This is a genomic window from Pseudomonas sp. SIMBA_068 (assembly GCF_046534705.1).
Lineage (GTDB): Bacteria > Pseudomonadota > Gammaproteobacteria > Pseudomonadales > Pseudomonadaceae > Aquipseudomonas > Aquipseudomonas putida.
Map to the genome: position 1 here is coordinate 412,599 of NZ_JAWRYI010000003.1, position 19,235 is coordinate 431,833.

15 protein-coding genes are annotated in these 19,235 nt (G+C 61.1%); 8 read left to right on the top strand and 7 right to left on the bottom strand.

Features of this window, described 5'->3' with window-relative positions:
• Nucleotides 1–10 precede the first annotated feature (10 nt).
• Both SB756_RS10975 and SB756_RS10980 read left to right on the top strand, forming a co-directional pair.
• Nucleotides 11–691 (top strand): bifunctional 4-hydroxy-2-oxoglutarate aldolase/2-dehydro-3-deoxy-phosphogluconate aldolase, encoded by a 681-nt coding sequence (locus SB756_RS10975; protein WP_410910816.1) that lies wholly within the window; start codon nucleotides 11–13, stop codon nucleotides 689–691.
• Between the two features lie 168 nt (nucleotides 692–859).
• On the top strand, nucleotides 860–1,603 hold the full coding sequence (locus SB756_RS10980) for a monalysin family beta-barrel pore-forming toxin (protein ID WP_410910817.1): 744 nt from the start codon (nucleotides 860–862) through the stop codon (nucleotides 1,601–1,603).
• A 54-nt stretch (nucleotides 1,604–1,657) separates the two neighbouring features.
• Here SB756_RS10980 and leuA read toward each other — a convergent pair whose 3' ends face one another.
• The 5 genes from leuA to SB756_RS11005 form a co-directional block, all read right to left on the bottom strand.
• A complete protein-coding gene (gene leuA / locus SB756_RS10985) occupies nucleotides 1,658–3,331 on the bottom strand; it encodes a 2-isopropylmalate synthase (RefSeq protein ID WP_341797689.1) in 1,674 nt (557 codons plus the stop codon).
• A 333-nt stretch (nucleotides 3,332–3,664) separates the two neighbouring features.
• Nucleotides 3,665–4,492 (bottom strand): peptidoglycan DD-metalloendopeptidase family protein, encoded by an 828-nt coding sequence (locus tag SB756_RS10990; RefSeq protein WP_410910818.1) that lies wholly within the window; start codon nucleotides 4,490–4,492, stop codon nucleotides 3,665–3,667.
• 3 nt (nucleotides 4,493–4,495) lie between these two features.
• A complete protein-coding gene (gene xseA, locus SB756_RS10995; protein WP_063426450.1) occupies nucleotides 4,496–5,875 on the bottom strand; it encodes an exodeoxyribonuclease VII large subunit in 1,380 nt (459 codons plus the stop codon).
• Between the two features lie 104 nt (nucleotides 5,876–5,979).
• The gene (locus SB756_RS11000) at nucleotides 5,980–6,675 is read right to left on the bottom strand and encodes an RHS repeat-associated core domain-containing protein (protein WP_410910819.1); all 696 of its coding nucleotides are present in this window, start codon (nucleotides 6,673–6,675) and stop codon (nucleotides 5,980–5,982) included.
• Between the two features lie 93 nt (nucleotides 6,676–6,768).
• Complete coding sequence (locus SB756_RS11005) at nucleotides 6,769–7,647, bottom strand: LysR family transcriptional regulator (RefSeq protein ID WP_410910820.1); 879 nt, start codon at nucleotides 7,645–7,647, stop codon at nucleotides 6,769–6,771.
• A gap of 97 nt (nucleotides 7,648–7,744) precedes the next feature.
• On the opposite strand from SB756_RS11005, the gene SB756_RS11010 reads away from it, so the two are divergent.
• From SB756_RS11010 to guaA, 4 genes are all read left to right on the top strand, one after another.
• The gene (locus tag SB756_RS11010; RefSeq protein WP_410910821.1) at nucleotides 7,745–8,500 is read left to right on the top strand and encodes a sulfite exporter TauE/SafE family protein; all 756 of its coding nucleotides are present in this window, start codon (nucleotides 7,745–7,747) and stop codon (nucleotides 8,498–8,500) included.
• Nucleotides 8,501–8,547: 47 nt separating this feature from the next.
• Nucleotides 8,548–9,105, top strand: a complete 558-nt coding sequence (locus SB756_RS11015; RefSeq protein ID WP_410910822.1) for a sugar ABC transporter ATPase — start codon at nucleotides 8,548–8,550, stop codon at nucleotides 9,103–9,105.
• Between the two features lie 86 nt (nucleotides 9,106–9,191).
• A complete protein-coding gene (gene guaB, locus SB756_RS11020; RefSeq protein ID WP_016501267.1) occupies nucleotides 9,192–10,661 on the top strand; it encodes an IMP dehydrogenase in 1,470 nt (489 codons plus the stop codon).
• A 78-nt stretch (nucleotides 10,662–10,739) separates the two neighbouring features.
• Complete coding sequence (guaA, locus tag SB756_RS11025; RefSeq protein WP_016501266.1) at nucleotides 10,740–12,317, top strand: glutamine-hydrolyzing GMP synthase; 1,578 nt, start codon at nucleotides 10,740–10,742, stop codon at nucleotides 12,315–12,317.
• A gap of 55 nt (nucleotides 12,318–12,372) precedes the next feature.
• Here guaA and SB756_RS11030 read toward each other — a convergent pair whose 3' ends face one another.
• Nucleotides 12,373–15,330 (bottom strand): dermonecrotic toxin domain-containing protein, encoded by a 2,958-nt coding sequence (locus SB756_RS11030; RefSeq protein WP_410910823.1) that lies wholly within the window; start codon nucleotides 15,328–15,330, stop codon nucleotides 12,373–12,375.
• Between the two features lie 199 nt (nucleotides 15,331–15,529).
• Here SB756_RS11030 and SB756_RS11035 point away from each other — a divergent pair, with 199 nt between their 5' ends.
• Nucleotides 15,530–16,912, top strand: coding sequence for a multicopper oxidase family protein (locus SB756_RS11035; protein ID WP_410910824.1), 1,383 nt, complete (start codon nucleotides 15,530–15,532; stop codon nucleotides 16,910–16,912).
• On the top strand, nucleotides 16,912–17,391 hold the full coding sequence (gene tadA / locus SB756_RS11040) for a tRNA adenosine(34) deaminase TadA (protein ID WP_341797698.1): 480 nt from the start codon (nucleotides 16,912–16,914) through the stop codon (nucleotides 17,389–17,391). The genes SB756_RS11035 and tadA overlap by 1 nt, the downstream gene beginning before the upstream one ends.
• A 145-nt stretch (nucleotides 17,392–17,536) precedes the next feature.
• Here the strand turns inward: tadA and mltF are convergent, their stop codons facing one another.
• Nucleotides 17,537–18,994 (bottom strand): membrane-bound lytic murein transglycosylase MltF, encoded by a 1,458-nt coding sequence (mltF, locus tag SB756_RS11045; protein WP_410910855.1) that lies wholly within the window; start codon nucleotides 18,992–18,994, stop codon nucleotides 17,537–17,539.
• Nucleotides 18,995–19,235: the final 241 nt, after the last annotated feature.

Consider the following 19,235-nt stretch of genomic DNA (forward strand, 5'->3'; position numbering starts at 1 on the left):
ATCCACTGTCATGACCACCCTCGAACGCCCACAGCCAAAGCTCTCGATGGCCGACAAGGCCGCCCGGATCGATGCCATCTGCGAAAAGGCGCGCATCCTGCCGGTGATCACCATCGCCCGTGAGGAAGACATCCTGCCGCTGGCCGATGCCCTGGCCGCCGGCGGCATCCGTACCCTGGAAGTGACCCTGCGTTCCCAGCATGGGCTCAAGGCCATCCAGGTGCTGCGTGAGCAGCGCCCAGAGTTGTGTGTAGGGTCCGGTACCGTGCTTGATCGCAGCATGTTCGCCGCTGTCGAAGCAGCCGGTGCACAGTTCGTCGTCACCCCGGGCATTACCCAGGACATTCTCGAAGCGGGCGTGGACAGCGAAATCCCGCTGCTGCCAGGCATCAGTACGCCCTCCGAAATCATGATGGGCTATGCCCTGGGCTACCGCCGGTTCAAGTTGTTCCCGGCGGAAATCAGCGGCGGCGTTGCGGCGATCAAGGCCTTTGGCGGCCCGTTCGGCGATATTCGCTTTTGCCCAACCGGCGGCGTTAACCCGGCCAATGTACGTAACTACATGGCCTTGCCCAACGTGATGTGCGTGGGCGGGACCTGGATGCTCGACAGCAGCTGGATCAAGAACGGCGACTGGGCGCGGATCGAAGCGTGCAGCGCGGAGGCGATGGCACTGTTGGACGCCAGCTGAATTTGTTGTGTGCTTTACAGCTTGAGGGGCGCTTGGTCAGCGCCCCTTTTTTTATGGGCGTTTTTTGTGTGACCGGGTCGCCGGTGCAAGAAGCCTTTCCCGATTATCGATACCGAATACGACGATTACGATGGCGCTGCAATCCTGAATGCAAAGCGGAGAGTTTGTATGAGCTTCATCGATAAAGAAATGATTAGAACGATTGGCAACTTTCCCCATAAGCGGGGAGCTTATGAAATAGAAACTTATTTGTATGGCGTAGACGGTAAGGTCAATCCTGGCTGCTGGATACTTGGCGACACCGTTTACGGTGACATGTATGTCGTCAATCAGAACTGGGGTACCTACTCTACCCCGATAATGGCGTATCTGGAGTATGCGGGAATGGCACGGGTCCCCAGTAGCGTAACGCATACTGAAGAAGTGTCTACGGTGGAGGGGTATAGCCGCTCGTTCTCTTCCTCTGTAGAAACAGAGGTCAACCTCGGGACGGGATTTCTGGGGAGCGTTGTGGGTGGGAAGCTGACATCCACGACCACTCAGGGTATTAGCCACTCGACTACGCGGTCCCGGAAAATTGAATTGGAAGGGCCGGGTATTTTCAACTTTTATCAGATGCACATGGTCTATGCGCATTGTGTTACAGGTGCCGGAAATTTCGCGGATTTCTTTAAATACGCAAAGGCTAAAACCTACGCCAAAGCGGGTAGGAAGGACAGGGAGGATCTGTGCATACTTACGTCTATTGCAACCAGTTCAATCATCACGGTAGCTGCTGAAAATTCGGTCAAGCCGCTAGGGTGGGATGAAATTCAAGAGGCAGCGTTGGTGAAGGGCCATCAGTTCCCGGAAAATAGTGGCCGATGGGTATTCAATTATGGTGCTTACTTCACACCCGGTAATCGCTATTAAATTCTGACAGAAAAAAACCGCATCATGGATGCGGTTTTTTTGTAGCTGGAACCATCAGGCTGCTTTGGCTTCCTGCTGACTCAGCGAGCGGTTCAGCGCGCTGAACAGGGCCTTGAAGCTGGCCGTGGTGATGTTCTCATCGATACCCACGCCATGTACCGGGCGGCCACCGGCCACGCGCAGTTCGATGTAGGCAGCTGCCTTGGCGTTGGTGCCAGCGCCAATCGCATGCTCGTTGTAGTCCATGATCTCCACGGCAATCGGCAGGCCGGCCACCAGTGCTTCCAGGGCGCCGTTGCCCTTGCCGCGCCAGTGCAGTGTGGTTTCGCCTTCGCCAGCAACTTCCACTTCCACGGCGCTGTGGCCGTTTTCTTCCTGCAGGCGGTGGCTGACCAGCGCGTAGGGCGCGTTGGCCTGGAGGTATTCCTTGTGCAGCAGGCTGTAGATCTGCTGGGCGGTCATTTCCAGGCCCAGGCGGTCGGTTTCACCCTGTACCACCTGGCTGAATTCGATCTGCATGCGACGCGGCAGGCTGATGCCATATTCCTGCTCGAGCAGGTAGGTGATACCGCCTTTGCCCGACTGGCTGTTGACGCGGATTACCGCTTCGTAGCTGCGGCCGATGTCGGCCGGGTCGATCGGCAGGTATGGCACTTCCCACAGTTCGCCATCCTGCTGCTTGGCGAAGCCCTTGCGGATGGCGTCCTGGTGCGAGCCGGAGAAAGCGGTGTGGACCAGGTCGCCCACGTACGGGTGACGTGGGTGCACCGGCAGCTGGTTGCACTCTTCGACCACTTTGCGCACGCCGTCGATGTCGGAGAAGTCCAGCAACGGGTCGATGCCTTGGGTGTAGAGGTTCAGTGCCAGGGTCACCAGGTCGACGTTACCGGTACGCTCGCCGTTGCCGAACAGGCAACCTTCGGCACGGTCGGCGCCGGCCATCAGGCCCAGCTCGGTGGCGGCGATGCCGGTGCCACGGTCGTTGTGGCAGTGCAGGCTGATGATCACGCTGTCGCGGCGGCTGACATTGCGGCAGAACCATTCGATCTGGTCGGCGTAGATGTTCGGCGTGGACACTTCCACGGTGGCCGGCAGGTTGAGGATGATCTTGTGCTCGGGCGTCGGGTTCCATACCTCGATGACCGCGTCGCAGACTTCCTTGGCGAAGTCCATCTCGGTGGCACTGAAGGTTTCGGGCGAGTACTGGAAGGTCCACTGGGTTTCCGGCTGCTGGGCAGCGTACTTGACGAACAGCTTGGCCGCGTTCACCGCGATGTCCTTCACGCCTTGCTTGTCCTGGTTGAAGACAATGCGGCGGAACGACGGGCTGGTGGCGTTGTACAGGTGGACGATGGCCTTCTTTGCGCCGCGCAGCGATTCGAAGGTGCGTGCGATCAGGTCTTCACGGGCCTGGGTCAACACCTGGATGGTGGTGTCGTCCGGGATGTGGCCGTCCTCGATCAGGGTGCGCACGAAGTCGAAATCGGTCTGCGAGGCAGACGGGAACGACGCTTCGATTTCCTTCACGCCCACCTGCACCAGGGTCTTCCAGAAGCGCAGTTTCTTCTCCGAATCCATCGGCTCGATCAGCGACTGGTTGCCATCACGCAGGTCGGAGCTGCACCAGATCGGCGCGGCGGTGATGGTCTTCGACGGCCAGGTACGGTCGGGCAGGTCGATGGTCGGGAAGGCGCGGTACTTCTTCGAAGGGTCTTTGAGCATGGACATGGAAGCAATCCTTTTGTGTGCGGCCGAGATCGGGCCTGCCGAGCGATAACGAGATGAAGAGGCGAGGCGACGCGATTCAGCCTGGTAGTCGGGCGCTGACCAGGCAGAGGCTGCGATGTTGTCGGAGCAGGATGAGGGTGCTGAAGGTTTTCATGCCTTCAACCCTAACCAGAGAGGTCAGGGATGGCAAGTGCTCGGGAAAAATTGAGAGAAATGCTTAAAAAAAGCCATTGAGCGAGATTTTATGGCTGTAATTAGCTGAGTGTTTCTTTATTTTTGCGCGGTATATTTCGATGGCGCAACCCAGTGGTATGGGTGATGACAGTGCTGGCCTCAGGGTTGGAATGCGCCAATGAAAATCGCCGGGTCCACCCGCGCATCATTCAGGCTGACGTTCCAGTGCATGTGCGGCCCGGTTGCCCGCCCGGTCGAGCCCACGCGCCCGACCACCTCGCCACGGCGCAGTTGCTGCCCCACCTGCACATCGATCTTCGACATATGGCAGAACATGCTGATAAAGCCCTGCCCATGGTCGACGAACACCGTGCGGCCATTGAAGAAGTAATCCCCCACCAGGATCACCTTGCCATTGGCCGGGGTCTTGATGGGTGTGCCCGCCGGCACCGCGAAGTCCAGCCCGGCATGGGGGTTGCGCTCCTCACCGTTGAAGAAGCGGCGCACGCCGAATTTGCTCGACAGCGGGCCGTTGACCGGCTTGTCGAGGATCAGGTTGCTCGGCAGGGTAGGGCTGAAGCTACGGTAGGCCTTGATCTGCTCGGCCAGTTCGCGGTCGATGCGCTTGAGGTCGGCCGGGTTCGGGTTCACCTGGCGAGTGTTCTTCAGGGTGATGCGCTGTTCAGGGTACTTCTTGCTCCCGACGCTGAAGGGCAGGGTGCGGCCGTCCTGGCTCAGCACGGCTGTACCGGGCTTCTGGGTCAGCGGGATGCCGACGATGGCCAGCCAGTTGTCCTGCTCCTTCACCACCAGCACCGGCTTGCCGTCGAAACGGGCGCTGGGCGCGCTGGTGGCGGGGCCCAGGTCAACCACCGCCACGCCACCCGGCACCGGCTTGTTCAGTGTGCGGGTGATATAGCTGGCCTGGGCGCCGCTAGCCAGCAGCAGGAGGGAGAGGGCGAGTAGGGGCGCGAGCAGGCGGGGCATGTGTCAGTCCAGTAGTGAAAGAGTGACCGGGGTCAGGTGGTTGTCTTCGACCCGCACCTGCAGTTCGCCTTCGTTCAGGCGGGCGGTGAGGCGCTGGCCGTTGCGGGTCTGTTCGGCACTGCGAATGGCCTGGCCCTGGTCGTCCAGCAGGATGCTGTAGCCGCGGGCGAGGGTGGCCAGCGGGCTGACCACTTGCAGGGTTTGCAGCTGGGCCTGGAAGCGTTGGCGACGGTCTTTCAACACATCGCGCATGGCCCGGGGCAGGCGCTCGGCCAGGCTGTCGAGGCGCTGGCTCAGCAGTTTCAGATTGCGCCCCGGGTGCTGCGCGGCCAGGCGGGTGTCCATGCGTGCCAGGCGCTCGCGGCGCTGGTTGAGGCTGAGCATGAAGGCGCGGCGCAGGCGCATGTCCAGGTCGTCCAGGCGCTGGGCTTGCTGACGCAGGCGCTCGCCCGGGTGACGCAGGCGCCGGGTCAGTGACTCCAGGCGCAGGCGGTCATGGGTCAGACGGTTCTGCATGCGCAGCAACAGGCGCCGTTGCAGGCCGTCCAGCCGTTGCTGCAAGCCACTGTTGTCGGGGGCCAGCAACTCGGCCGCGGCAGACGGCGTGGGGGCGCGTACGTCGGCGACGAAGTCGCTGATCGACACGTCGGTTTCATGGCCCACGGCGCTGACAATAGGGGTGACGCAGGCGGCCACGGCACGCGCCACGGCTTCTTCGTTGAAGCACCACAGGTCTTCCAGCGAACCACCACCCCGGGCCAGGATCAGCGCATCGAAACCAAGGCTGTCGGCCAGGCGAATGGCGCGCACGATCTGCGCGATGGCTTCGCGCCCCTGAACCGCCGTAGGGATCAGGTTCAGTTCCACCTGTGGGGCTCGGCGGCCAAACACGCTGATGATGTCGCGGATCACAGCGCCGGTAGGCGAGCTGATGATGCCGATCCGTTGAGGATGGGCCGGTAGCGGTTTTTTGCGTTCGGTGCTGAACAGCCCCTCGGCACTGAGCTTTTCCTTCAGCGCCTCGAAGGCAAGGCGCAATGCGCCGTCACCGGCTGGCTCGACGGTGTCGAGAATCAGCTGGTAGTCGCCACGCCCTTCGAACAGCGAAACCTTGCCGCGTACCCGCACCGCCAGGCCGTCGCGCAGGGCCTGGCGCACCCGCGTGGCGTTTTGCCGGAACAGCGCGCAACGCACCTGGGCGCCGCTGTCCTTGAGGGTGAAGTACATGTGGCCGGATGCCGGGCGGGCAAGATTGGAGATTTCGCCTTCCACCCAGACGCTGCGGAACACGTCTTCCAGCAGCACGCGGGCGCGGCCGTTGAGTTGGCTGACGGTAAGGACCTCACGGTCCAGGCCGAGTCGTTCGAAGGGGTCTTTGATCATGGCGGGCATCATCGCAGTTGCAGGCAGAGAGCTTCAAGCAATATGAACCTCCATTTGCCAGATTGGCGCCACCTCAACTCAGACCTGACATATTGTACATAGGCTCAAATTGAGGCACGGCGACGACTGGGTGAATTGGCTCGTAACTCATGTGCCTGCATTCTGATATCTGTTACCTCCGTTGTGTTCGGAGTTGTAGTTTGCACCGATTGTTGTATCGCCGACGGGAGGTCGGTGAGCGAAGAGTTTTCACTGCTTTGCAGGCTCTCCATTGACGCGTAAGGGGTCGCTTCAGCGCTACCGATAACCTCCTGCGGGCGGGGTTGTGCACGCTGCGTCAGTTCCCGTTGCAGGGTGAGAGCTCGCTCAGTTTGTGCAATTAGATCTGCGGCTTCATTCGTTTCTTGCTGCTGCGCAAGCCTCTCGAATGCCGAAGTAAGGCTGGGTCGCCTGGAAGAGGTTGCCCGGCGTGTTTGGGCAATACGTTTCGGAGGCGCTAAATGCCCAGATGGGTCAGCAAAGTTCACCGGGTCACCCGCACAGTAGGCATAGCTATTGATTCCCCCTTTGCCGAAGGGGCTCAGGCTATCTGGCGAAAGGAAACGCAATAGGCGTGGGTTGTAGGCGCGATATCCTCTGCCCAGCATGTAGTACTCAGATTGTCGGTCTTGGGGTTCTCCGTTGAATCCCAGCCAAGTTGTAAGGTGGCCTTCCGATTTGCGGTGCCCGTAAGGGCAGTACGGCGTTGCGCGTTGAAGTGCGCAGCACTTGATGCTTTGCAGTGGTTTGAACGCTTCCATGGCGTGAGCCCTGCTTCGTTTCCAGATGTTATTCAAACCCTCTAGCGGGGCAAACTCAACTGGCAGATTTGACTGGTAGGGTGGTGGCTTGGGTCAACGCTGCATCGCTGCCACGAACTGCCGCACCATCTGCCCCGCATCACGTCGGCAAGCCAGCGCTACGGTGCTCTCGCAGCCCCCTTCCAGCGCCACGAAACTGACCGAAGCCGATGCAATTTCACGCATGCACGCTGGCAGTAACGCCACCCCGAACCCCGCCTGAATCAGCTGCAATTGTGTAGTTTTGCGCGACAGCACCTGCGCCGCGCGCGGAAAGAAGCCGGCCTCCATGCACAACGAAGCCGACAGGTAACTCAGCCCGCCACGGTCCCGGTGCGGGATGGAAATAAAGCGTTCTTCCCTCAATTGCTCCAGTTGAACGTGCTGCGCGTTGGCCAACGGGTGCCCAGCGGCGACCGCCAGCAACAGCGGTTCGCTGAACAGTTCATGCAGCATCACGCCTTCGTGCTGGCGCAGCACTGGCAAGCGCAGCAGGCCAATGTCCAGCCGGCCGGCCGCAATATCTTCCAGTTGGGCCTCCGACGACTGCTGCGCGATCTCCAGCGAAACTCCCGGGTTTTCCCGCAAATAGTCCCCCAGGCGAGCCAGCAACGGGCCGATCAGCGGCACAGTACTGGAATGATTCAGGCGCAGGCTGCCCTGCAACCCCTCCCCAATGTCGCGCGTTACGCGCTCAGCTTGCGCCAGGTCGGCCAGCAAGCGGCGTGCCCGTTCCAGAAAGGCCTGGCCGGCCAGCGTCAGGCGCGGCAGGCGTGCCGTGCGTTCGAACAGCGGCGTGCCCAATTGCTGCTCCAGCTCCTTGATCTGCCGGCTCAGCGCCGACTGGGCGATGTACAGCCGTTCGGCGGCGCCGCTGAAGCTGCCACACTCGGCAATTTCCACGAAGTAACGCAACTGGCGGATCGACGTCATGTCATGCCTTTTCGAGATGGCTTTGGCGATAAAGGCATATTAGTCGGCATGGCTCATCGCTGGCTAACCTTGGCCTGTCTTCCCAGGAATTGCTGCCATGCTAGCCCAACTGTCTTTTTCCGGCCTTGGCTGGTTACCCATCCTGCTGGGTGTTGGTGTTGCCTACATCGTCTTTGGTATTGCCGGTTTCGGTACCGCGCTGGTGGCCGGGCCGGTACTGATCCATTTCATGCCGTTGTCACGCATCATCCCGCTGCTGGTGCTGCTGGACTTTGTTGCCGCGTTCGGCAACCTGCTGCCGTCGCGCCGGGATGTGGTGCGCAGCGAGTTGTTACGGCTGTTGCCGTTCATGGCCCTGGGCTGCACGTTGGGCGTGGTGTTCCTGCTGCAACTGAAGTCCGACCTTTTGCTGCTGTTGATGGGGGTGTTCGTGACCGCCTATGCGTTGTACGGGCTGGCAGTGAAAGTGCGGCCGGCCAGCCTGTCGTGGTTGTGGGCGGTGCCGATGGGTACGGCAGGCGGGTTGTTCGGGGCGCTGTTCGGCAGCGGCGGGTTTCTTTATGCCCTTTACCTGAGCGCACGGCTGGAAGTGAAGGAACAGGTACGCGCCACCCAGAGCGCGCTGATCAGTTGCAGCACGGTCGTACGCCTGACGCTGTTCCTGATCGCCGGTGTGTATGCCGACCAAAGCCTGTTGCTGCTCGCCGCCTGCTTGCTGCCAGTCATGTTCGTCGGCCTCTGGGTGGGGCGCCGGCTGACCAACCGGCTGTCCCGTGAAGCCTTTGTTCGGCTGGTCACCTGGCTGGTGCTGGCCAGTGGGCTGGCGTTGATTGGTCGCTACCTGAGCGCCTGAGCGGTAGAATTGCGTCATTACCGGCGTTTTTCAGGCTTGTCCCGTACATGAACACCCAGAGCATCATCGTTCCCAAGCTGTCCACCGTCCCGGCGCATGAAGCCCGCGCCCGCGCCATCCTGCGCTGGCTGGTGCGCGAGAAGGTCGTCGAAGAACAGCTGACTACCTGTGGCCGCACCGGCAACCGTATGGGCCATGCCCTGGCCGCAGGGGCGTGCAAGGTGGCCCTCCACCCGGAAAAGCTGCCCTTCGACCAGCAGGTCAACGGCATGGAGGTGGTGCTCAAGCGCTGCATCTACACCCCCACCGAAGGCTTTCTCGAAGAAGCCGGTTGCCCGGAGTGCCGGCGCGAGGTGGGCGAGCCGCTGTTCGAAAGCCTGGAAGAGTGGTCGCCGGCGGTAACCGACAACTTCACCTGCCCGCTGTGCGGCTTTGAAGATGACATCAATGGCTTCATTTACCTGCAGCCATGTGCCTTTTCCAACCTGGGGTTCATCTTCAACAACTGGGGCGAGGCCGGGTTTACCCAGGCCTTTCTCGACAGCTTTGCCGACTGGCTCGACCAGCCGGTGGCCGTGGTGCAGGTAAAAGTGCCACAAGGCTGACCGAAGGCCCTTATTTTGCATTGAGCGGCGCGCCCTGCATGAGTATAATGGCGCGCTTCCATTTTTCCCGCCCGGGAGCCCCCGCGATGCTGCGTATCAGCCAAGAAGCCCTGACCTTCGACGATATCCTCCTTGTACCTGGCTACTCTGAGGTACTGCCTAATGAAGTCAGTCTCAAGACCCGTTTGACCCGTGGCATCGAGCTGAACATTCCGCTGGTTTCCGCCGCCATGGATACCGTGACCGAAGCGCGTCTGGCCATTGCCATGGCCCAGGAAGGCGGCATCGGCATCATCCACAAGAACATGACCATCGAACAGCAGGCCGGCGAAGTACGCAAGGTCAAGAAGTTCGAGGCTGGCGTGGTCAAGGACCCGATCACCATCGAAGCCGACGCCACCGTGCGTGACCTGTTCGACCTGACCCGCCTGAACAACATCTCCGGTGTTCCGGTGCTGGCGAACGGCGACCTGGTCGGTATCGTCACCTCCCGTGACGTGCGCTTTGAAACCCGCCTGGACGCCAAGGTCCGCGACGTGATGACCCCCAAAGAGCGTCTGGTCACCGTCCGCGAAGGCGCCGACAAGAACGAAGTCCGCGAGCTGCTGCACAAGCACCGTCTGGAAAAAGTCCTGATCGTCGACGACAAGTTCAGCCTCAAGGGCATGATGACCGTCAAGGACATCGAAAAAGCCAAGGCCTACCCGCTGGCCAGCAAGGACGACCAGGGGCGTCTGCGCGTCGGCGCTGCGGTCGGCACCGGCAAGGACACCGGCGAGCGCGTTGCCGCCCTGGTTGCCGCTGGCGTTGACGTGGTGGTTGTCGACACTGCCCACGGTCACTCCAAAGGCGTGATCGACCGCGTTCGCTGGGTTAAAGAAACCTACCCGCAAGTGCAGGTGATCGGCGGCAACATCGCCACCGGCGCCGCAGCCAAGGCTTTGGCCGAAGCTGGCGCTGACGCCGTCAAGGTCGGTATCGGCCCAGGCTCGATCTGCACCACCCGTATCGTTGCCGGTGTCGGCGTGCCGCAAATCAGCGCCATCGCCAACGTCGCCGCTGCACTGGAAGGCACTGGCGTGCCACTGATCGCCGACGGCGGTATCCGCTTCTCCGGTGACCTGTCCAAGGCCATCGTTGCCGGTGCGTCCTGCGTGATGATGGGTTCGATGTTCGCCGGTACCGAAGAGGCCCCGGGTGAAGTCGAACTGTTCCAGGGCCGTTCCTACAAGGCCTACCGCGGCATGGGCTCGCTGGGTGCCATGGCACAGGCGCAAGGCTCGTCCGACCGTTACTTCCAGGACTCCTCGGCCGGCGCCGAGAAGCTTGTTCCTGAGGGGATCGAAGGCCGCGTGCCTTACAAGGGCGCCCTGGCCGCGATCATCCACCAGCTGATGGGCGGCCTGCGTTCGTCCATGGGCTACACCGGCAGCGCAACCATCGAAGAGATGCGCACCAAGCCGGAATTTGTACGCATCACGGGTGCCGGCATGGCCGAGTCCCACGTGCATGATGTGCAAATCACCAAAGAAGCCCCTAACTACCGCGTAGGCTGAGGCTTCCAGCAATATAAGGATGCGGGGCTGTCACGACAGCCCCGCGTCGTTTCCGATTTCCACTGACGAGATTGAGTCATGGCCCTCGACATTCACGCTCACCGCATCCTGATCCTCGATTTCGGTTCCCAGTACACCCAGCTGATTGCCCGCCGCGTGCGCGAAATCGGCGTGTACTGCGAACTGCACCCGTTCGACATGGACGATGAAGCGATCCGCGAATTCAACCCGCGCGGCATCATCCTCGCTGGCGGCCCCGAGTCGGTCCACGAAGCCAACAGCCCGCGTGCCCCGCAGGCTGTGTTCGACCTGAACGTACCGGTGCTGGGCATCTGCTACGGCATGCAGACCATGGCCGAACAGATGGGCGGCAAGGTCGAAGGTTCCGAGCTGCGTGAGTTCGGTTATGCCCGCGTAGACGTGGTCGGCAAGAGCCGCCTGCTCGACGGCATCGAAGACCACGTTGACGCCGACGGCGTGCTGGGCCTGGATGTGTGGATGAGCCACGGTGACAAGGTCACCCAGATGCCGGGCAACTTCCATGTACTGGCCAGCACCCCGAGCTGCCCGATCGCCGGCATGTTCGACGATACTCGCGGCTACTATGGCGTGCAGTTCCACCCTGAAGTGACTCACACCAAGCAGGGCGGTCGCATCCTGTCCCGCTTCGTGCAGGACATCTGCGGCTGTGAGGCCCTGTGGACCGCCTCCAACATCGTTGAAGACGCCATCGCCCAGGTGCGTGCGCAAGTCGGTTCGGCCAACGTCCTGCTGGGCCTGTCTGGCGGCGTAGACAGCTCGGTGGTTGCCGCACTGCTGCACCGCGCCATCGGCGACCAGCTGACCTGCGTCTTCGTCGACAACGGCCTGCTGCGCCTGCATGAAGGCGACCAGGTGATGGCCATGTTCAAAGAGAACATGGGCGTCAAGGTGATCCGCGCCGACGCTGAAAAGCAGTTCCTCGACAACCTGGAAGGCGAAGCCGATCCGGAGAAGAAGCGCAAGATCATCGGCCGCACCTTCATCGACATCTTCGACGCCGAAGCCAGCAAGCTGGATAACATCCAGTTCCTCGCCCAGGGCACCATCTACCCGGACGTGATCGAGTCGGCTGGCGCCAAGAGCGGCAAGGCCCACGTGATCAAGTCGCACCACAACGTGGGTGGCCTGCCGGAGGAAATGAACCTCAAGCTGGTTGAGCCGCTGCGTGAACTGTTCAAGGACGAAGTGCGCAAGATCGGCCTGGAACTGGGCCTGCCGTACGACATGGTCTACCGCCACCCGTTCCCGGGCCCGGGCCTGGGCGTGCGTATCCTGGGTGAAGTGAAGAAGGAATACGCCGACATCCTGCGTCGCGCCGACCACATCTTCATCGAAGAACTGCGCAAGGCCGACTGGTACCACAAGACCAGCCAGGCATTCGTGGTGTTCCAGCCGGTCAAGTCGGTGGGTGTTGTTGGCGACGGTCGTCGCTACGCCTGGGTCGTGGCCCTGCGTGCCGTCGAAACCGTGGACTTCATGACTGCGCGTTGGGCACACTTGCCATACGAGCTGCTGGAAACCGTCAGCGGCCGTATCATCAACGAAATCGAAGGCATCTCGCGCGTTACATACGACGTGTCGAGCAAGCCGCCGGCCACCATCGAGTGGGAATAAGTTGAGCCACAAGGGCGCCGCAAGGCGCCCTTGTCGTATCTGCGCCTTGCCTGGCTCAAGGAGCAATGTGTTGCATGCCGCGTAATCTCAGCCGGGCATGAAGCTCGGCAAGGTTTTGAAAGCGACGTTCATGAATGGCCGGCCAGTCGGGGCGCTCCACGTAGTAAAATCGCCCATCGCGCTTGATCAGCGTGCGTCGCAAGGTCGAATCCCGGCTGCGGTTGACCAGGTATTGCTCGCCATTGGTACGTTCGATCGCGTAATCGCCAGGCCTTACCAGCAGGCTTTCAAAATCCGGTGATGGCGGGCGGGTGGTCAACACTCCGGCGCGTAGCCGCAGGTCGCTTTGCACATGCCTTAACGCGCCATCGTCGTCCAGGGCATCCACACCAGGGTCTGTGCTGTAAGCGTCAGGTTCGCCGATCGGGCGGTCTTCGACACGAAGGCCTAGCGCGCCTTCTGTTTCAGCCAGGCCGGTGACGCCATGGAAGGTGTTGGCGTGGGTACTGCCGACCAGCGCAATCCATTTTCCCGAGCCGCGCGCTGCCTGGTCTGCCTCGATAATCAAGTGTGCATGGAAGTTCATCATGCGCTGGCGTGCCACATCGGAAACGGGTGTCGCCCACGCCTGGCGATAACTGGCCATGCAGTCGATGGACTGTATGCGTACGCCGTTTTTCTGTGCGCTGACCAGTACCTGCCGAAAGGTGTAGCGGCCTTCGGCGTCGGTGCGGTGGCCGACATCCTGGCCTTCTACATAGCGATCCAGCTCCTGCGGCATCACGCCTGTGCGGTTGAAGGTATCGATGTCTGCTTGCTGAAAGTCGGTGGTGAAGTGCTCCATGTACAGTGTGTTTACCTTCAGCTTGCGTAGCAGGCGCATGTTGTCGATCAGCAATCGCTTGCTGCCAAGGCCACTGTGCGCTTCGCCAATCACCAAGCCGTTAGTGTTCTGGTACAGGGTTTTGAAAACGGTTTTGGATGAAGCGTTGGCGGGGATTTCGGGTATCTGTGGACGTGGCGGTGTTTGCACTGTGGCCATGAACGCATCGGCATCGGCCGCCAGTTGATCACGTACCTGGCGGAAGCGGGCTATGGCGGCCTGTCGATCCGGGGCGTCGAGGAACGCTCGCGCACCTGTAATCTCATCATCGGAAACATCCTTCAGTGAGGCGCGCAAGTCAGCTGGTATTTCGTAAGGGGTGCCGGGCAAGGGCGGCACGCTTGCGCTTGCCGACGGCCGACCCCAGATTTTCAGGCTCGAAAGCATACCCCCGTTGAGGCCGAGGCGTTCCACTGGCTGCCACTGGCCTGCGCCATCCAGGCGGATGGGTAAGCTTTTGTAAAATGAGAAAGGGTTTTCAGGGTCGACGATGGTCCAGGATTTCAGTTCGGGTACAAAACGCACTTGGTAAGGCATCTCATCGATCAGTGCGTAAAACTGCCCATCTTGCAGATGGATACCTTCAAGAAATCCTGTACCAGGTTTGCCGCCAAGTACTACATTCGTCTCGAAAGGGCGTAGTGCAGCCCACCTTTCGCTTGGCTGGAAGGGCTGAGGTACCCAGGTTTCAATCGCGTCCGCCACCTCTGAAGCACTTTCATCAGTGGGTTCCCCGCTGTGTTCATGCGCTGATTCTTCCGCCGGTATCGGGGCTTCCCCTTCCTCAGTCGCAGCGCCTGCTTCAGCCACCTCTGCGACCTCGTCAAGGGGTTTGCCGGGTGCGCTGAGCAGAAAGGTCGCGTTGAACAGTGTCTCGATGGCGGCGAAAATCGCGCCGGTAATACCTGCCTTGCGTTCACGCGTGGTGTGCCCGTGAATCGCCTGGTAGATGTTCAAACCCATTTCAGCAATGCCAGCCCCCACCAGCGCCAAAGCTACCGGCCAACTCACTGCCGCCATGGGGCCGAACACCTGCACGCCCGCTTTCAGATAACCGATCCACAATTGTCTGCGCAGGTCGGCGTTGGAGCGCAAAGAGAAATGCGCATCATCGATCATCCGCTGGCGAGCTTTGTTGCGCAGCCAGTCGAAGGCATCCTCTTCAATTGCCAGGTCGAGGGTGTTGAGACCGGTGTAATCCTGTTTGCTCAAACCATGAAAGAGCAGATCAATCAGGTGATTCAGCCCGACTTTACCGTCAGCCTCTTCGCGATCGTCGAGGGAGAAATGTGCCAGAAAACGGGTTCGGTTTTCGACATAAGTGCAGTTCGTGAGCACCCAACAGAACAGTGCCAGGTCATTTGGAAAGTAATGTAGACCGTCGACATCGCCCGGCATGTAAATCAGCTGGCTGCCATTGGCCAACTGCAGGCGAAGGATGTCCGTCGCCACATACCCGCCAATGTCCAGCGCGCATACGCGCGTTGCTCCACCCGGCAAGACCCTTTGTTGCAGTGCTTCCAGCGACGGCGGCCAGGTCGTCTCGCCCACCAGGGCATGAGCGATATCCTGGCCGTGGCGGGCTAGCTCGGATGAGGGATCTTCCGCGCATGCCTCCAGTAATTTGCTCATGAAGTTGGCTTTGGCCAACGTGCGGAAGTTCTCTGAATGCTCGGCCCAGAAAGACGTCATCCGCGTTTTGAATGCCGTGGCAAAATCAATGCTCCAGAAATAATCCAGAACATCCTTGGCTTGGAGTCGAACTTCATTGCGCTCGTCATACGCGTCTTTGCCTGGCCCATCGCTGTAGAAGCCAGCGAGATAACTGAGCACGTCTGCGTTGTCCTGGGCCTGGGCATCGAAGCGGTGCATCACCAGTTGTGGCAGGGTCAGGGATTCATACGGCTGATCCAGGTGTTGCCAACCGTTGAAGGTTCGAGGGCTGCTGACGGCGGTGTGAAAACGGTGCAGGTAGACATTGTCGGGCTCCAGCGCTTTCAGATCATGGCGCGCGAGGAGTTGTTGCGCGACTTCACGCGCCATCTCGCGCATGTCAGGGCAGTCTTCAGTGAGGTGTGCGGCGAGGGTCATCAGCATTTGCTGGTCGCCAGGGAGGGTGTCGGTAAGCATCACGGTGGTCCAGTTGAAGTGAAAGGGTGCCAGCTTCGAACGGCCGTGAGCCAGGGCGGTGGTGCTTATTGCTTGTCAGGTCGCTTCGGGATGCCGGGTTTTCACTTAATATTTCCCATTTGCAGGTGTATCGTATTCGCCCTTTATCGCCAGCCACGGCTGGCAGCTTGATTGCGCAGAACACGAGGTACCCGCACCGATGTCCTTCACCCGTCGACAAATGCTCAAGGGCCTGACCGGCCTGGTTGTGGTTGGCCTGGGCGCCGGTGGCGCGGCGCGTTACTGGCTCGGCAAAGTCGAAGATGACAATGCCGGGCATGATTACGAGCTGATCGCCGCGCCGCTGGATGTCGAGCTGGTGCCAGGCTTCAAGACCGAGGCCTGGGCGTTCGGGCCGTCGGCACCGGGCACCGAGCTGCGCGTGCGCCAAGGCACCTGGTTGCGGGTGCGCTTCATCAACCACCTTCCGGTGGAGACCACTATTCACTGGCACGGCATTCGCCTGCCGCTGGAAATGGACGGCGTGCCTTATGTGTCGCAATTGCCGGTCAAGCCGGGCGAGTACTTCGACTACAAGTTCCGCGTGCCGGATGCTGGCAGCTACTGGTATCACCCGCATGTCAGTAGCTCCGAAGAGCTCGGCCGCGGCCTGGTCGGCCCGCTGATCGTCGAGGAGCGTGAGCCCACCGGGTTCCAGCATGAGCGCACGTTGAGCCTGAAAAACTGGCATGTGGACGAGCAGGGCGCCTGGCTGCCTTTCAGCATCCCTCGCGAGGCGGCGCGCAATGGCACCGCAGGGCGCTTGATCACCATCAATGGTCAGGCCGGCTCGGTCACCGAGCTGCCGGCTGGCCAAGTGGTGCGGGTGCGCCTGCTGAACCTCGACAACACCTGGACGTACCGCCTGAACCTCAAGGGCAACTGCGAGGCGAAAATCTATGCCCTCGACGGCAATCCGGTGACCCCGCGACTACTGGAGGACGAGTACTGGCTCGGCCCCGGCATGCGCATCTGCCTCGCCATCCGTATTCCCCAGGCCGGCGAGGAGATCTCCCTGCGCGATGGTTTCGTGCGCCTGGGTACCCTGCGTTCGGTGGCCAGCAATGACGCGCCGAGTGACTGGCCGCCAGCGCTGCCGGCCAACCCGATCGCCGAGCCGGACCTGGAGAATGCCGAAAAGCTCAACTTCAATTTCGAGTGGGCGGCAGGCGTCTCGGTCACCCCAGACCCGGGCAAGCCGTCGAGCATGTGGCAGATCAACGGACAGGCCTGGGATATCACCGACAAGACCTGCGCCGACCGCCCTATCGCCACGTTGAAAAAGGGCAAGAGCTACATCTTCGAGCTGAAGAACATGACCCAGTACCAGCACCCGATCCACCTGCATGGCATGAGCTTCAAGGTGATCGGCTCCAACCGTCACGACATCAAGGAGCCGTGGTTCACCGACACCTACCTGCTGGGCAAGAACGAGCGCGCACAGGTGGCACTGGTGGCGGATAACCCGGGCACCTGGATGTTCCATTGCCACGTCATCGACCACATGGAAACCGGCCTGATGGCCGCGATTGCGGTGGTCTGATGCGCCCGCAAATCGTCGATCGCAGCCGCGATCAGGAATTCATGCGCCTGGCCCTGGCCCTGGCCGCCGAAGGTGCGGCGCTGGGCGAGGTGCCCGTGGGGGCGGTGCTGGTGCAGCATGGGCAGGTGATCGGCCAGGGCTTCAACCGGCCGATCATCGACAGCGACCCCAGTGCGCATGCCGAGATGGTGGCCATCCGTGCAGCGGCGAAATCGGCCAGCAATTACCGCCTGCCCGGCAGCACCCTGTACGTGACCCTGGAACCGTGCAGCATGTGCGCGGGGCTGATCGTGCATTCGCGGGTGATGCGCGTGGTATTTGGCGCGCTGGAGCCCAAGGCAGGCATTGTGCAGAGCCAGGGGCAGTTCTTCGGCCAGGGGTTCCTCAACCACAGGGTGATGGTGGAGGGCGGGGTGTTGGCGCAGGAGTGCGGGCAGATCCTCAGCGACTTCTTCAAGGCCCGCCGGGCCAAGACCTAGCGCTCCAGAGAGGCGCGGTTCCTGTAGGAGCAGCCTTTTGCTGCGAAGAGGCCCGCATGGCATTAGATTCTTTGTGGCTATACCGGCCTCTTCGCAGCGCAAGGCTGCTCCTACAGGAAATCTATTGGCCTGAGGGCAATGGTGCCTACATCGGCGGCGACTGGTCCGCCGGTTTGGTCTTGTTGACCCCGGGTACATGCAGGTTGCCCTCGGCCACCTGGCCTTCGAGCTGCGGCTGGGTCACCCAGGTGAGGATGTCGTAGTAACGACGGATGTTGGCCACGAAGTGCACCGGCTCGCCGCCACGGGCATAACCGTATTTGGTCTGGCGATACCACTGCTTCTGCGAAAGGCGCGGCAGCATCTTCTTCACGTCCAGCCACTTGTTCGGGTTGAGCTTCTCGCGCTTGGCCAGGGTACGGGCGTCTTCCAGGTGGCCACTGCCGACGTTATAGGCAGCCAGGGCGAACCAGGTGCGGTCCGGCTCCTGGATACTGTCGTCCAACTCGGCCTTGATCTTCATGAAATACTTGGCACCACCCTGGATGCTCTGTTTCGGGTCCAGCCGGTTGGACACACCCATGGCCTGGGCGGTGCGCTGGGTCAGCATCATCAGGCCGCGAACACCGGTCTTGGAGGTGACCTCCGGCTGCCACATCGATTCCTGATAGCCGATGGCGGCCAGCAGACGCCAGTCCACCTGCTCGACCTTGGCGTAGCTCTTGAAGTGCTTTTCGTACTTGGGCAGGCGCTGTTGCAGATGCTGGGCGAAGGTGTAGGCACCCACATAACCCAATACGTCGACATGGCCGTAATAACGGTCTTTCAGGCGTTGCAGGGTGCCGTTCTTCTGCGCCTTGTCGAGAAATTCGTTGATTTCGTTAAGCAGGCTGTTGTCTTCGCCGGCTGCCACTGCCCAGCGCTGGTCGCGGGTGTCGCCCACGTCGAAGGCCACGCGCACATTGGGGAAGTACACCTGGTTCATCGCCAGCTCGTTGGAGTCGACCAGGGTCAGGTCGATCTGCCCTTCGTCGACCATGCGCAGCAGGTCGACCACCTCCACGGCATCCGACTCTTCATATTCCAGGCCGGGGTTCTGTTTTTTCAGCTCGGCCAGCAGGTCGGCATGGCTGCTGCCTTTGAGCACCATGATTTTCTTGCCGACCAGGCCCTTGGCATTGGTCGGGCGCGGGCGGCCGTTGCGGTAGATGACCTGCGGGGTCACTTCCAGGTACGGGTGCGAGAATTTCGCCTGGGCCGTGCGTCGCTCGCTGCTGACCAGGCCGGCGGCTGCCAGCACCGGGCCGGAGGGTTTGCCGAGGTCGTCGAACAGCTCATCGAGGTTGTCGGCAGTCTCGATCTCCAGCTTCACCCCGAGATCGTCGGCGAAATGCTTGACCAGCTCGTACTCGAAACCGGTTTCGCCGTTGCGATCCTGAAAGTAGGTGGCCGGGCTGTTGCGGGTGATCACGCGCAGCACGCCATCCTCCTTCACGCGCTCGAGGGTGCTGGGTTTTTCAACGCAGGCACCGAGCAGCAGAAAGAGTCCGGTTGCGAGAAGCCATTTGGCGCAACGCTGGCGCAAAGCAGTGTGGGCGAACATAGGTTGCAGTATACGCAAAGGACCGGTTCAACCATATCTCGACAACGGTTAGCTTGTCTGGTAGCGGGTTTTGTGGTTTGAGTGGCTTGCCTGGCGATGCGCCGCGCGGGCGGCGCTCGATTCCCCAAGCGCTGAAGAACCCAAGGCGAACCCCTCGGAAATCTGACCCGAAAGTCCGGTTACGCCGCCCGGCAGCCGTGGCGTAGAGCGGGTGCCGAAAGCCATCGAATTAGGCTAGAAT

Bases quoted from the DNA above. Each gene is read 5' to 3' on its own strand.
- SB756_RS10975 (WP_410910816.1), top strand. From the start codon at position 11: ATGACCACCCTCGAACGCCCACAGCCAAAGCTCTCGATGGCCGACAAG.
- SB756_RS10980 (WP_410910817.1), top strand. From the start codon at position 860: ATGAGCTTCATCGATAAAGAAATGATTAGAACGATTGGCAACTTTCCC.
- leuA (WP_341797689.1), bottom strand. From the start codon at position 3,331: ATGTCCATGCTCAAAGACCCTTCGAAGAAGTACCGCGCCTTCCCGACC.
- SB756_RS10990 (WP_410910818.1), bottom strand. From the start codon at position 4,492: ATGCCCCGCCTGCTCGCGCCCCTACTCGCCCTCTCCCTCCTGCTGCTG.
- xseA (WP_063426450.1), bottom strand. From the start codon at position 5,875: ATGATCAAAGACCCCTTCGAACGACTCGGCCTGGACCGTGAGGTCCTT.
- SB756_RS11000 (WP_410910819.1), bottom strand. From the start codon at position 6,675: ATGGAAGCGTTCAAACCACTGCAAAGCATCAAGTGCTGCGCACTTCAA.
- SB756_RS11005 (WP_410910820.1), bottom strand. From the start codon at position 7,647: ATGACGTCGATCCGCCAGTTGCGTTACTTCGTGGAAATTGCCGAGTGT.
- SB756_RS11010 (WP_410910821.1), top strand. From the start codon at position 7,745: ATGCTAGCCCAACTGTCTTTTTCCGGCCTTGGCTGGTTACCCATCCTG.
- SB756_RS11015 (WP_410910822.1), top strand. From the start codon at position 8,548: ATGAACACCCAGAGCATCATCGTTCCCAAGCTGTCCACCGTCCCGGCG.
- guaB (WP_016501267.1), top strand. From the start codon at position 9,192: ATGCTGCGTATCAGCCAAGAAGCCCTGACCTTCGACGATATCCTCCTT.
- guaA (WP_016501266.1), top strand. From the start codon at position 10,740: ATGGCCCTCGACATTCACGCTCACCGCATCCTGATCCTCGATTTCGGT.
- SB756_RS11030 (WP_410910823.1), bottom strand. From the start codon at position 15,330: ATGCTTACCGACACCCTCCCTGGCGACCAGCAAATGCTGATGACCCTC.
- SB756_RS11035 (WP_410910824.1), top strand. From the start codon at position 15,530: ATGTCCTTCACCCGTCGACAAATGCTCAAGGGCCTGACCGGCCTGGTT.
- tadA (WP_341797698.1), top strand. From the start codon at position 16,912: ATGCGCCCGCAAATCGTCGATCGCAGCCGCGATCAGGAATTCATGCGC.
- mltF (WP_410910855.1), bottom strand. From the start codon at position 18,994: ATGTTCGCCCACACTGCTTTGCGCCAGCGTTGCGCCAAATGGCTTCTC.